Origin of the sequence: Pontibacter harenae (assembly GCF_020907245.1) — a bacterium.
Taxonomy (GTDB): Bacteria; Bacteroidota; Bacteroidia; order Cytophagales; family Hymenobacteraceae; genus Pontibacter; species Pontibacter harenae.
Map to the genome: position 1 here is coordinate 1 of NZ_JAJJWH010000066.1, position 13,567 is coordinate 13,567.

Genomic DNA, 13,567 nt, shown 5'->3' on the forward strand with positions numbered 1-13,567 from the left:
GAGGTGTTTTACCGCAAATATACATATATTTCGCTTTTGCCAGGCAGCTCGAATCGGCACCGCGTTTTCTTCCGTGCTGCGCGGGCCTGCGCAGCAGCTGTTTTGCGGGGATCCGATCGTGCGGAGAGAACACCGTGGCCGCTGCTTTTTCATAATGCTGAAAAATCTCGGATTTCAGCGGTGAAACGGGGTTTATGGGTAAAAAAACCGTTCCTGAAACCGTCCTCTTAAAGCACCTTTTTCTACGCAGTTTTCGGCGGTGTCTCATCTCCGTTTTTTAATCCTGAAAGGCGCTTCCCGCTTCCCGCCCTGCTTATCGTGTTTCAGCGGGGAAGACACACTGCCGTCAGGGCGTCCAGGGACCGATGCGATAGTGGCCGCTGCTTACGTCTGGTCTCTGATGCCCAGTAATCGTGCATGGCGCTGCAGACGCCGTTTTGGCGGGCTTTCCAGCCGAAGGCGCAGCGTCGCACCGATGGGCGCGCCACAGGCCGTTTCTGGCCTGTCTGCGGCTCTTTGAAGGCCGCTGCAGAACACGGTGCCATAAGTACCGTGGAAAACGCGACGAACGCGGGCTGTGAGCCCCGCTTCGCACGGCACGGCGAGACCCAGCCGAAAAGGCGAAAGCCGCCAGCTGCGCGGTTTCTCCGCGGCGGTGCGGCACCGTGCGCCTTGGCGGTTGCTCTGCCCGTCTGGGAATGGCCGCCGCAGGTCCGCTTTCCCGCCGAAATCACCGTAAAAACTTGTTGCAAGTTGCTGCGGTAGGCTAGGGGCCCTTCATTTCTGCGAGCACCGTGCCCTGGCTGCTGGTCTTTTGTACCGAAACAGGGTTGGCTGCTGCTCGCGGTTTTCTACGCCGCAGGCAAGTGCCTGAAAAGCCTGCCGTGCAGCAGTACTTTTCTCCGAGCGGAATAGGGCATTTCGGGGTAAGAACCACGGGTGCTGAAACGCTTTTCCCACCCGTTCACTTCTCTCTGTAGGCCGCCGTAGATCAAGCCCCATAAAATGTGGCGAAAGCGATACAAGGTGCCACAATCTGCGGCAGGGAAAAACCGTGCTGAAGACACCCTGAAAGCAGGTGATTTCTACGTGAAAGAGACACTGCGGCACGGGTGGAAAAAGCACCGCTCCGCTGCCCGCCCAGGCACGGTGCTCGCGGCACCTGCTACGGCACTGCAACGGATGCCGACGACTTGCTTTTACCCACGGTTTCAGCCTCGCCAGCGCCGCTCTTCTTCAGCAGCCGCCCTGCCGTCAAAGCACGCACCGCAGAACGGCGTCTTTGCGCCTTTACAGGCTTTCGACACGGCCGAGGGCAGCCGTGTAAAACATGCTTTCCCGCGGTATCGGTATCACTGGAACGAACCAGGCCTCTGCGTCCGTTTCGCGGGACTTGTATACAATGTGTGCGACGCCCTGTTCCCGCGCCAAAACCGCATCTACCCTGGTCGCTGGCGATAAGTTATTTTATGATAAATAGGGACGTTGGTGTAAGCTATAAGTGATAGTTGTCCGACATTTTGGTCTTTTATCCGACATTCCAGTTCCGATCTAGCTGCAGGGCTGCTGACGGCAGCAAAATTAGTAGCATAAGCACTGGTAGGCTACACTTAATGAGCCCGAGGTGCGGGGCTAACAGTTTAACATTTTCGAGCGGTGCGTTTGTGAAATGTTATGGCTTAATAAAAGTGTAAGAAAAGATTAACATACCTGAGTAGCACTGTCAGGCCCTACATTGGCTAGCATTTAATGTGATGTTTGTCAGAAAAATCAACAAAAAACCAGAACACAAAACAGCTTTATAGTTAATATATAAGGAAGAGTATGTGCTTTGGGAAACATTTTAGTACTGGTTATCCGGCAGATCAGCTTCAGCTTTAAGCTGGCTCGATCATCAATTTTTGGTAACTTCAGAAAATCTTTTTTGAAGATGGAGATGTCGGGGCGCTCCATGCTGGCCATCTGGAACACGTCCACTATATCTCCGCTTTCGATGCTGCTGCTGGGGGATTTCTCTTCGTTGCATCAAGCAGCCTATTGCCGATGTAGTCTACCATCAGGCCGCAAAACTTGTCTCGGAAATCGGTGGCGCGTGGTTGACGTCCTGTATCAGGATGCGGCCGCTCATTACCTTGTATACTTAGCAGGATTATCGAAGCTGGTGAGCCACATGCCGCTTCAGCACATCATCCCTTTGTTTGAAGCGGCTCTTGACGGCTGCCATGGCCTCTTTCGTGCGCACGTGCAAACTTTTTGTAACAAAAGCCTTTTTACGTTGTATTTAGGTGAGATTTTTAATTAATATTACTTTCCTATATATTGTAATTTAAGATCGTGAAGCCTTATGCTTAAATTTCTACCCGTCCTCTTCTTTTTGATTTTTCCTTTTTATTTGAAAGCTCAGCTCTGGACTAATCCTGCCACAGGATTACCCTCTAGTAACGTTACCTCGATCGCTATAGATAGTGAGGATAAAATATGGATTAGTACGCTTTCAGGTATAGCTGCCTTCGAAAACAATCTGTGGAAGACTTACGGCCTGAACAACAGTTCAGGGGGTGAGGAGATTCTAAATGTGTGGGCTACTGGGCAGTCTATTTGGGTGGGTACTGAGTACCGTGGACTGTGGGAGTTTGATGGAAGCAGCAACTGGAAAAATTACCATCCGAATTCCAGTGGAAACGGTATTGTTGGGTTTGGCCAGGATTCTAAAGGAACCGTTTGGATACTGGATAAATTCGGTTCTTTTGATAAATGGACAGGAAGTAGCTGGGAAGAAATTAACTGGTATATCTCTCAAGGCACAAATCTGTTTGTAGACAAAGAAGATAACGTGTGGGTGCTTTCGAACAACACCGGCCTCTTAAAGTATAAGGACGGCGTCACGACAAAATGGTCAAGCTCCTGGTATGATAAAACAAGGCCAGACTATATTCCCAACGGCTCGCTGCATGACATGGTGCAGGATGCGGATGGAATGTACTGGATTGCGAGTGACGGTGGGATTATGAAGTTTGACGGGACAAATTTTCAAGTTTTCGATACTTCTAACTCTGCCATCAGTTCCAACAAAACCCGCTGCCTGGCCATCGACCACGACGGCGCCCTCTGGATAGGCACAAGGGATGCGGGCATCATCAGGTATGATGGCACAACCTGGACAACCTACAACACTGTTAATTCTCCGCTGCATTCCAACATCATCAACTCCATAGCGGTTGACGGGGACAATAAAATCTGGGTTGCCAATGGGTACAATCATTTAATTTCTGGGGGGCAGGGCAAAGGTGTTTTTGTGCTGGATCAAGATCGCGATATAAGTCAGGGCAGAACCCCTGCTGCGCCTACTGCGCTACAGTCCAAAACAATCTCGGAGCAGGAAGTCGTCTTGAGTTGGAAAGACAATGCAGACAATGAGGCTGGGTTTCAGTTAGAGCGTTCAACAGGTGATGCAGACCATTTCGAGCTGGTTAAGTTCCTGCAGGCAGATGCCACTTCTTTTGTTGATCTAACTGTTACGGGTGCCAGTATGTACTACTATCGTATTCGGACAACCAACTCCATGGGAGAGTCTGTCTATTCAAATACCGTGGTGGTGCAGCCTAAATACTGCACCGTAAACAAGGCAAGCTATGGGGCTTACGCCATTGCAACAAAAGTACACTTCGGGCAAATACAGAATGAGCCGTTTAATTGCCTGAATGGGTACTACGACTACTTAGATAAAAGCACAACATTGTTCTCGGGTAAAACAGTGCTCTTTACTGTTGCCTTTGACAGGTGCCAGATTACGACGGACGAAATAATAGGAGGAGAGGTATACATAGACTGGAACAGCGACGGGGATTTTACAGATGCCGGGGAGCAGATATTTCAGGATCTAGCTATCACTGCAAAGGGCGAATACTCGTTTCCAGTTACGGTGCCTGCTTCTGTTGTGCCCGGCACCACCACCCGCCTCCGCATACGGGCAAATGATGACACATATAACGGTATCGGTTCCTGCGGGTATGCGGAAGAAACCCAAGATTATACCCTCGCGATAGAGGAGGCTGTTGCCTTAGGCAAGCCAGCCTCGGTTACGGCACAGGTGCTTTCGGCTAGCAGCATACTTGTTACATGGGAAGATAATGCCTCCACTGAGACTGTCTATGTGGTGGAAAGATCCACCGACGGGACTTCGTTTTCAAAGCTGACGGAGCTTTCGTCTAATACAGTTCAATATACGGATGAGTCCTTACAGGCAGGTACGACCTACCACTACAGAATATATGCAAAAGCGGGCAATAGCTCATCAGAGAAAAGTGCTGTTGCGACAGAAACTACCCTTCCAGTTGACTTCTTCAGGGTGAAAGAGGGGCAAATTGCTTCCGAGCAAAGCTATGGCGATGGCATCTTCTGGGGGGATTATAACAATGACGGTCACCAAGATTTATTCACGGCAGGTGACAATGTCTTGTACAGTAATCAAAACAGCCTGCTCAACAAAAGCAATATAACCTTCAGAACGAACGGTGCCGGAGCGTGGGCAGATTATGATAATGACGGTGATTTGGATTTTTTTGCAATAGGGCAGAGCTATGGTAACAGCACCAGTACCCTCTATGAAAATATGGGGAACGGAGCCTTTAGTGAGACCTATATTGCCGGGGTGACTGGGACGATTGGGAGTTGTAGCTGGTTGGACTATGACAGAGACGGCTACCTTGATTTGTTTCTTACCTTCCCATATATGCGTGAAGGTATCCTCTATAGAAATAACGGAGACAAATCTTTCTCAGTCGAAACAAAGTTAAAGGAGGCTGGCGGAAATGTGACCAGTGTAGACTATGATAATGACGGCGACGAGGATTTGTTTTTTACAAGCTCCGTTAAAAATGTCTTGTATGAAAACAGGGGTGGCGGAAACTTTGTGCTAAACCAGAAGAGCATACTGACCACCACGTACAGCGGGGGGAATGGTTCGTCATGGGCAGACTTTGATAATGATGGAGACCTGGACGTATTTCTGGCAAACGGCATCTATGAGCCGGAAGCCAATATGCTCTTCATCAATCACGGCAATGGGTTCTTTTTACCTTCTTCAGATCCTGTGTTTGAACAAGATGAGGGACAGTCACATGGAAGCGCCTGGGCAGACTATGACAATGATGGCTTTCTGGACCTTTTTGTTGCAAACGTACAGGGAAGAAACATGCTGTACCATAACAACGGCAACGGGACCTTTACAAAGATAACCCAAGGAGAGATTGTAAACGAAACGGACGAATACGCTTATAATGGACCTTCTTCTTTTGGCTGCGCCTGGGCCGACTACAATAACGACGGTTTTCTGGATCTGGCAGTTGCGAAAAGAAGTGGCACCAGGAACTCCTTTTATAAGAATAGCGGTAACAGCAACCACTGGATAAACCTGCTGTTGATAGGTACGGTATCGAACAGGTCTGCCATTGGCACGAAGGTGCAGGTTAAGAGCAACGGAAGATGGCAATACCACCACGTATTCTCGCAGACAGGTTATAACGGGCAGAACAGCCTGAACGTAGAGTTTGGCCTGGGAACTGCTAACAGCATCGATAGCTTGGTGATTATGTGGCCCTCTGGTTCCAAGCAAGTCCGCACTAGTGTGTCGGTGGACAAGTTTTTGTCTATTGAGGAGCCTGTTTCCTACAGCCTCAGCGGCACCGTTACCGCAGAGGATGGACGCCAGGTAATAAAGGGGAAAGTGCTGCTTTATGTAAGATCTGGTAGCGGCTCTTTCACATTGCTGGAGAAGAAAGAGCTGAAGGACAGTAACACCTTTGCATTTAGATGCCTGCCTGGCATCTATAAAGTACAGGCTGTTCCGGACACAACTACATACCCGGATGTGGCTCAGGGCTATTGGAGAAACAGCCTCAGCCTGGCCTCTGCTGCAACTCTGGAAATAGCCAATGAAGATAAAGCAGAAATAGCTATAAACCTTGCTGTTGTCGAAGCAGAAGAAGGCCAAGGCACCATTGAAGGAGAGCTTGTGGAAGGTGAAGACCTCGAAGGCGGCAGAATTTACCAAGGGACGTTGGCGGCCGGAACAGCAATTGCAGGTGTGCCAGTCTATTTAGTAAACGTTGCTAGCCAAAAGGTCAGCAGGCAGGCATTTACGAATGAAACCGGTAGGTTTACATTTACGAATTTACAAAACGGGGAGTATTATTTTGTAGCCGACTATCAGGGGCTACGGATGCATACGGCTTCTTCCTTATTGAGGGTAGCAGGAGATGTCCTGCAGATAACAGCAGTAGCTGGCCAGGAGGAGATTAAAGTAGATGTTGCCGGCATTACGGGTGTGGATGATTTGCTTTCATCGGAGTTATCCCTCTATCCCAATCCTTTTATGGATAGCTTTGTTCTAGAGGTAAATAACTCCTGGCGTGGACCTGTTACCATACAAATCTTCAATGCCTTGGGGGCGAACATCAACAATGTGAATCTAATTAAGAATCATGAGCGACAGACAGCACAGGTTCAGTTACAACACCATGCAGCAGGCATGTATCTGGTTATTGTCAGTTTTGGCAATACTAACAAACGCTATAAGTTGGTGAAGGCTAATTAATTGTGTTACTGATAACTTGTTTAGTGACCAGGTTAGGGACTCAGGTGAAAGAAGCTGGCTATCGCCCTGTATGAGAAGGCACTAACTACATACCGTACTTCTTATGCAGGACCTAACAGCTACATTAGGCCCATATCAACTCTTCCAGTGTCCGAATGCCTTAAGGCGTGCAGCGACTACTCCCAAGAAGTTAACAATCTCTCCTGAGGCGGGCAGCGTGCCGTATACCAGGGAGCGGAAGTCCTGCTGGAAGGCGGTCTCTAAAGAACTCCAGGTTCCTCTCACATCTGCAAATAAGAGGCACGCATCCAGCGGCTGCGTGGCCCAATCCCCCTGAAACTCGCTGTTGCGGGCATCATCGGCCTGCACTGCCCGAATCATATCAAAGAAGTTCTCGCTGTGCAGAAAGGAGACCACTGCAGGTGCTTTTAGCATAGCATGCAGATCGTAGACGTGGCGGATCTTGCTGCCCAGCTCATCTAGGGGATTCTCGGCATAGGAAGCCCGCACTAGGGCTAGCACTTTCTCTGTAAAAGTGCGCTCCAGGCTCACCACATTCACCTCAAAGGGAGCTAGACCGTACTGGCGAATCAGGTCCAGCAAGTTACGCTGGGCCATAAACTGGCTAATGTAGGTCTTGATCGGCATCAGCTGATGTGGGTTAGGACTGGCAAAGGAGTTGATCTCGACCAGAATCTTGTCAGTTGCCTGGCCGTAGTCTCCCTGCACGGAGGCTCCGTAGTCGTGCAGCGTTTTGCGGAAGCGGGAGCCTTTGCTTGCCCGGTGTGGATCATCTACCTCAACCATGTCCTTAGTGATCTCTTTTGAGATTTTGCGGATCAGCTGCATGATCTGGTTGTTAGTCCTGCCTTCGGGTGCGTTGATGGCCAGGTCGATGTCCTCTGAAAAACGCTCAATTAGGTTATAGGCTTTGGAGAGGGAGGTGCCGCCCTTGAAGATAGCCTGCTCCACGTAGGGGGAGTGGGCCAGGCGGTAAAGCACCAGCGTCACCCAGTAGTCCTTCTCCACGTACACATCCCTGATCTGCAGGGCCTCTGCCGTGGCCGTGATGGCGTCCTGGAACACCTCCGGGTTTTGGTGCAGGTTCATATGATATTCCAGTCTTTTCTGTTGGGCAAAATGCTCTCGCTTATGCCCAGTTTATACTTTGTCAGCGGGTTGAGCGACTGCCTTAGCCTATCTACCTCCACTGCATAGCCCAGCTGCTCCAGCAGGGCTCCCAACAGGGCACGGGTAGCGGGGTTGTAGTCCAGCGCCAGCTCTATGAGCCGATCCATGTCGCCTTCAGCTAATTTTTTGATATACTCCAGCAAAATTATGATCGTCTTCTCGCTGTTACGGTCTGGGATCTTCTTGTAACCGCGCAGTGCGTCCAGGACTTGAAGCTTATCAATGTCAGACTCCTTGAAGTTGGTGGGGCTTTGAACATAACGGATCTTGGTTTTCCCGACGTTCGCCGTCCGGCGCTGCTTACGGGTCATCAGCGTTACCTCCCGCGGGACCTGCGTCGTCAGGCCCAGCTGGTTGTATAGTCCTAAACCGCTCTCGTAACCTTTGACTTTGCCTTTGGAGGTGCTCAGGCTCTTGATGATCTCTTTCTCCGTGGGCTTAACCTTCCCGAAAGCTGTTTCCTTCGGCTTATAGTAGCGGCCTTTGGCCAATCGGTCGATGATGCCCTGTTTTGTAAGTCGGCTCAGCGCTGCTGCCAGAGCCTCTTGCTGACCATCCTTCACCCTAAAATCGGCATAGGTCAGCAGCTGGCCTGGTTGAGCCAGCTCAATCCTCTCCCTTACTTGCTTCATAATGCTCATATGGTTGCCTGTTATTGTCTTCCTTTGCGGGGCATAAGCTTCCTCAAAGATAACTATACGCTTGTTTAAATGTCAAGTTTTACAACATAAAAACTTGACATTTAAACAAGCTAAAACCGCTCCAATGTGTGCATAATGTTATGCGGCACCACCACCAGTATCTATAACTAGATCGCGGGTACTAAAATCTTACTTGATAGAATAAAAGAATTCGGCTTGTACCATAAGGAGGTGCTTAATTATCTTAATCTTTATATAACACTATTTAACATAAGGTAAATTATAAGACTATGAATATATAGTAAGTTATTTATTGCAGTTACTGTTCCAAATAACCTGCAAGAAAAAAGCAAACTCACACCTGAACCAGTTTTATGGGAACCTTAGGTTGCACAGGTTGTGCAGACATCTGTTCAAGGATAGGCTTAGCGAATCAACCTCAGACGCAACGGCGGGTCTAAGCACCCTTTAATTGTATTATTAAAATAAATACGTATCAACATTAGATAATAGTTGATTTTTTCCGCTAATACTGGAATCAATACTACCGTCTTTGTGTATGTGTTTTAACTTTTAGCCAAAGTTAATATTTTATAGTATTAGATTAGTTTGTTGTGGTATGATAGGGTAGTCTGTGGCTACCCTTTTCTTTTTAGGTTACTTCCCCTTTCCTGCAACCGCTGCAGCAAAGGACCCTAAAAGTATGGCAGCTCTATGCCTTCCAAATACGGGTCTAGCAGTCTTTCGTCTGTGAAGCACAGCGCCAGCCTGATTTCGTTGGACACAGGGCAGTACCACAGCTCGCAGAAGAATCCGTCCAGGTGGTAGAGCGCAAGGGTGTACCCGTCTTGGGCGGCAATGCCCAGAAAGGTGCCTCGCCTCCACGCGGCTGCGGCCCTGTCTTCCAGTGATCGGGAGTGAAACTCTGATAGATCCATTGAAAGTAGCATACGTGCACAGCCTGCATATGTATGCAGCCGCCTGCTTAAAAAACAGGGCATTCAATAGTTTTCAGACAGACTACTCACTGAGAGACAAGCTCTCTGACATCCTCAATCTTGAGAGGCTTGTGTATAAGCCCTGACACTAGCGCGTATTCCTTGCTCCTGGTCGTGTCTGAGGCAGACAGAGAAGAGGTAAGGACATAGATCCTGCACCTTTCACTGATCGACGGCCCGAGCGGGGCAAGCGCTTCTAAGAACTCCCACCCGTCCATGACAGGCATGTTGAGGTCCAGGAATATGATGTCTGGGACTGCGGCTTCACCGCCCGTCTGTAACGCTTCCAATGCCGCCGTGCCGGAAAGGAAGGTCTTTATCTCATGCGTGGCATCCTCTAAGGCCAGCAGGTTCTCTGTCAGGAACAGGTTTAAATCGTCGTCGTCAATGATGAATATCTTCATGCTATGCTTTAGGTAAATAGATCAAGAATCTGGTGCCTGCCCCAACCTCGCTTGCCACCTCTATCCCGCCGCCCATGGCTTCCAGGTGTGCCTTGACCAGGTACAGGCCGATGCCCTTGCCCTCTATCTCAGGGTGGAAGCGGCTGTAGAGCCTGAAGACCTTGTCCCTTGCTCTCTCCATGTCGAACCCAGAGCCGTTGTCGGCGAAGGATACGGTCACGCCCTGTTCTGAGTCACTTTCGCACTTGATCTGCACCTGGAGGTTCCGCTCCCTGGACCTGTACTTGATGGCATTCGACAGCAGGTTGTGGAAGACGCTGTACAGGTAGGCCTTGTTTGCCCGAAGGGAAAGGTCCTCGTCAATGTCTACCGTGACCGTGCCGCCGCAACCCTCAAGCAGCTCCTGCAGGGAGGCGAGCGCCTGCTGTGCTTTCAGCCTGACGTTCACCTCTTCCCGCTCCAGGTTCCCCTTGCTGTCCCGGACAGTCAGGATGGTGTTCAGGTCCCCTAGGACCGTGTCCAGCCTGTGCGCGCTCAGATTAAGGTTCGACAGGGTCTTTTCGAATAAACTCGAGCCTTTGTCTATTCTCGTAAGCAAATCAGACAGCCCCAGGACGTTGGCGACGGGTGCCCGCAGATTATGGGAGACGATGTAGGTGAACTGCTCCAGGTCTTTGTTCTGCTGATAAAGAGCCTGGCTCATCTTTACCAGGTTGGCCTCCGCTTCCTTTCGGAAGGTGATGTCCTTCTGGATGGCAACGAAATGAGTGATACAGCCCGCTGTGCCGAATACAGGGCTGACATCCATGGCGAGCCAGAACCGCTCTCCCGATTTCCTGTAGTTGACAAGGTTCGTGTTGAATGAAACCCCTTCGGCAAACTTCTCTGAAATCCGCTGCAGCTCGGCTTTGTCTGTATCGGGCCCGATGAGCAGGTCCCTCGGATTTTTACCGATAACCTCCTCCAGGGTGTAGCCCGTCATCCTGGTAAAGCCCTCGTTCACCCACTCCGCCTGCCTCTGGGCGTCTAGGATAACGACGCTGTTGCTTGTCTTGCTGGCCACCAGCGAGAGCTTCTCCAGCTCCTGCCGCTGCTGCACCCGCCCTGTGATGTCACTGAAATAGACCGAGAGGCCTTCCTCGGAGGGAAAGGCTCTTACCTCCAGCCACTTGTCTAGCCGCTCCAGGTGGGCCTGGAAACGGGCGGACTCTCCTGTCTCCACGGCGCGGCGGTACTCTCTGTGAAAGACCCCGTTTTCCTCCTCAGGGTATACGTCCCAGGCAAACTTGCCTATAAACCCGCTGCTGTCCACATGCATGACGTTATCGAACGCAGGGTTGGTGTAGGTGAAGTTCCAGTTCCTGTCCAGGGTGCAGAACGCGTCCGTGATGCTCTCGAAGATGGTGCTCAGCCTCTTGGCCTGCCGCTCCACGGTTTTATGGGCCTGTGTCTCCTCCGTTATGTCTCTGATCACCGCGTGAACCCCCACGATCCTCCCCGCGACGCTCAGAGGGACCTTCACCACGCTCAGCACCCTGTGCCCCTGCTCCCTGAATATCACCTCCGCCTCGAAGCTCACGTCGCTGCCAGAGAAGGCCTCCTTTAGCTTTTGCCTGAAGAGCGGCACCGCCTCGGACGGCAGAAAATCCGACAGCGGGCGGTTCAAGACCTCCTCCCGCCGCCTGGCCATAAAGGAGAGGAAGGCAGGATTGGCGTCCAGGATAGTCCCCGCCTCGTCCTGGAAGAGCACCATGCTGGGGTTGTTGTCAAACAGGGACCTGTACCGCTGCTGGCTTTCCTGCAGTTTGAGCTGGTCCTGTTTTCTGTCAGTGATGTCTCTGGAACTGACGACGATGGCCTGCACGTCGGAGTTTGCCAGCTGGTTGCTCGCCCTTGTCTCCACCCATCGCCACTCCCCGCTGGAGGCTCTGAAGCGAACATCCGACACTTGGATCAACTCCTGTGTCTGATGGAGACGCGCAAACGCCTGCTCCGCCCTGCCCATGTCGTCGGGGTGAACGAGAGAGAGGGAGCTTCTCCCCATTATCTGATCGGCTCTGTAGCCGAATGCCTTTTCATAGGACTCGGCAACGGCCACGTAAAGGTAGTTACCGTTCTCATCCAGCAGCGCCTGCATGTCTGAGCCGTGGTCTACCAGGACCCGCTGAACCGCCTCTTTCCTGCGCATCTCCTTTTCTACCCGCCACCGCGCCGAGATGTCCCTTGCCACACAGAAAAAGTAGCCCTCCTCTTCCAGCCAGACCACCGTCCAATGCAGGGGAACCTGCTGGCCATGCTTACCGATGACTGAGTTCTCAAACTGTGTCTCTGTATTTCCCTCCCTGGCGGATCGGAGGCTTTCCTGGGCCAGGGCCCTGTCTCTGGGAGGCACAAGGTCTATAGCCGATAGCCCCTCTAGCTCCTCCTCTGTGTAGCCCAACATCTGGCTACAGGCGTGGCTCACCTGCATGAACCTTCCGCCCTCAGCGATAACACAGATCATGTCGGGTGAGTATCTCAGCACATGGTGCAGCATTATCCTATTTCCCTTTTCTTCCATGGCAGGTCAAAGGCGGTGAGTAATTGTATAAATTGTATAAAAGGCAGTGTTTGGTTATCATATCGGATGATCGGCGGTTTGATGCAGGTCTAGCCAAAATATGAAAGTTTAAACGTTCACTGATTAATTGATAGACTCCGTCTCAATGAAAAAGGTTGTTCTATGACCGACAATGAATGCTGCGTGGCTTTCCCTGGAACAAGAAAGCCGCATTCCATGTGCAGGCTGACAGCATATGGCGGGTTCTTTTTACTTTCGTTTCAGGGGCCAGTTTTAAAGAGAGACAGAAAGGCCACTGTGACGGGCTTAAGCGCCTTTCACCTTTAGGCGGTCCTTTGCTTCGGCCTTACGGATAATGTCCATCCTTTTCTCTGTTCGCAGGATAACAGCATGTACCTCACTGAAGGAGGCCACACCATTTTCCAGAAGCGTCACCAGCATTTCCTCTTTGGTTATGTGCTCATCCCTCATTGCGCTAGCTATGAACTTTCCCTGGTAAAACAGCAGGACAGGGCTGGGGCTGTCTGGATTCCATGGTTTGAAAGGTACCTTCGGCAGCCAATACAGGATGGCTTGCGTAAAAACCAGCTAGCTATCATTCTACATATTTACAAACAACTTAATACACCGCGGCCTGTCCCGTTGTTGTCATGGCCTCTTCGTGCTGAACATAACGTTTGTTATGGCAAAAACGTCCTTTCCTGCCAACAGGAGGGGCGATTCTGGTGTGCGGGAATTGTCCTCAGATCATTTTATATTGAGCTTACAACATAGTATATTCGTTAGCACAGTTACTTGGTTTTCCAGAAGAAGAAAGAGAAAGAAGAGTAGAAAAAACCGAAAGCTATTGTGTGGTCGATGAAGAATTTTATAGGCAAAATTTTTCAGAAGAACTCAGACATCCTTGACAGACTGAACAGCCTGGCATCAGGCAAAGGCGTTAGCGCAACTGACACTGGCCTGGATACTGGCAAAAGATGAAGATCTTGGTGCCTATCCCTATATCAAAACGCAGAAAATACTTGGAAGAAAATGTGAAGGCTGTTGAAATAGAATTAAGCAAGTCAGAAGTGGAAGAGACTGATAATGCTTTTCCCCCCGAAATAACCGTAGGAACACATCATTGATATTTGGTTACCACACCTCCTAAGGCTTTATCACCTGTAAAACCTCCCTCT

Annotated in this window: 11 protein-coding genes; 2 read left to right on the forward strand and 9 right to left on the reverse strand. The window is 50.4% G+C overall.

The genetic code is table 11. The features are described from left to right. The 3 genes from LN893_RS19300 to LN893_RS20890 all read right to left on the reverse strand — a co-directional run. A partial coding sequence (locus tag LN893_RS19300; protein WP_229972940.1) for a hypothetical protein occupies positions 1 to 268 on the reverse strand: 268 nt, incomplete at its 3' end. Between the two features lie 583 nt (positions 269 to 851). Beyond that, positions 852 to 1,067, reverse strand: coding sequence for a hypothetical protein (locus LN893_RS19305; RefSeq protein ID WP_229972942.1), 216 nt, complete (start codon positions 1,065 to 1,067; stop codon positions 852 to 854). Between the two features lie 703 nt (positions 1,068 to 1,770). Then, complete coding sequence (locus tag LN893_RS20890; RefSeq protein ID WP_369427710.1) at positions 1,771 to 1,962, reverse strand: hypothetical protein; 192 nt, start codon at positions 1,960 to 1,962, stop codon at positions 1,771 to 1,773. 382 nt (positions 1,963 to 2,344) lie between these two features. Between LN893_RS20890 and LN893_RS19315 the strand changes: the two genes are divergently transcribed. Beyond that, on the forward strand, positions 2,345 to 6,595 hold the full coding sequence (locus LN893_RS19315) for an FG-GAP-like repeat-containing protein (protein WP_229972946.1): 4,251 nt from the start codon (positions 2,345 to 2,347) through the stop codon (positions 6,593 to 6,595). Positions 6,596 to 6,730: 135 nt separating this feature from the next. Here LN893_RS19315 and LN893_RS19320 read toward each other — a convergent pair whose 3' ends face one another. The 6 genes from LN893_RS19320 to LN893_RS20895 form a co-directional block, all read right to left on the reverse strand. Further along, positions 6,731 to 7,624 (reverse strand): nucleotidyl transferase AbiEii/AbiGii toxin family protein, encoded by an 894-nt coding sequence (locus LN893_RS19320; protein ID WP_229972948.1) that lies wholly within the window; start codon positions 7,622 to 7,624, stop codon positions 6,731 to 6,733. 77 nt (positions 7,625 to 7,701) lie between these two features. Further along, entirely contained in the window at positions 7,702 to 8,427 is a 726-nt protein-coding gene (locus LN893_RS19325) for a type IV toxin-antitoxin system AbiEi family antitoxin domain-containing protein (protein WP_229972950.1), read from the reverse strand. Positions 8,428 to 9,122: 695 nt separating this feature from the next. Next, entirely contained in the window at positions 9,123 to 9,365 is a 243-nt protein-coding gene (locus tag LN893_RS19330) for a hypothetical protein (protein WP_229972952.1), read from the reverse strand. A gap of 86 nt (positions 9,366 to 9,451) precedes the next feature. After that, entirely contained in the window at positions 9,452 to 9,829 is a 378-nt protein-coding gene (locus tag LN893_RS19335; protein WP_229972954.1) for a response regulator, read from the reverse strand. A 1-nt stretch (position 9,830) separates the two neighbouring features. Beyond that, a complete protein-coding gene (locus LN893_RS19340) occupies positions 9,831 to 12,389 on the reverse strand; it encodes a PAS domain S-box protein (RefSeq protein WP_229972955.1) in 2,559 nt (852 codons plus the stop codon). Between the two features lie 306 nt (positions 12,390 to 12,695). After that, positions 12,696 to 12,977 (reverse strand): YetF domain-containing protein, encoded by a 282-nt coding sequence (locus tag LN893_RS20895; protein WP_369427711.1) that lies wholly within the window; start codon positions 12,975 to 12,977, stop codon positions 12,696 to 12,698. 270 nt (positions 12,978 to 13,247) lie between these two features. Here LN893_RS20895 and LN893_RS20630 point away from each other — a divergent pair, with 270 nt between their 5' ends. Further along, positions 13,248 to 13,370 carry a hypothetical protein gene (locus LN893_RS20630; protein ID WP_255710123.1) on the forward strand — a complete coding sequence of 41 codons (123 nt, stop codon included), beginning with the start codon at positions 13,248 to 13,250 and terminating at the stop codon, positions 13,368 to 13,370. Positions 13,371 to 13,567: the final 197 nt, after the last annotated feature.

Excerpts from the sequence above, each read along its gene's own strand:
- LN893_RS20890 (WP_369427710.1), bottom strand. The coding sequence starts at position 1,962 with ATGGCCAGCATGGAGCGCCCCGACATCTCCATCTTCAAAAAAGATTTT.
- LN893_RS19315 (WP_229972946.1), top strand. The coding sequence starts at position 2,345 with ATGCTTAAATTTCTACCCGTCCTCTTCTTTTTGATTTTTCCTTTTTAT.
- LN893_RS19325 (WP_229972950.1), bottom strand. The coding sequence starts at position 8,427 with ATGAGCATTATGAAGCAAGTAAGGGAGAGGATTGAGCTGGCTCAACCA.
- LN893_RS19330 (WP_229972952.1), bottom strand. The coding sequence starts at position 9,365 with ATGGATCTATCAGAGTTTCACTCCCGATCACTGGAAGACAGGGCCGCA.
- LN893_RS19335 (WP_229972954.1), bottom strand. The coding sequence starts at position 9,829 with ATGAAGATATTCATCATTGACGACGACGATTTAAACCTGTTCCTGACA.
- LN893_RS19340 (WP_229972955.1), bottom strand. The coding sequence starts at position 12,389 with ATGGAAGAAAAGGGAAATAGGATAATGCTGCACCATGTGCTGAGATAC.
- LN893_RS20630 (WP_255710123.1), top strand. The coding sequence starts at position 13,248 with ATGAAGAATTTTATAGGCAAAATTTTTCAGAAGAACTCAGACATCCTT.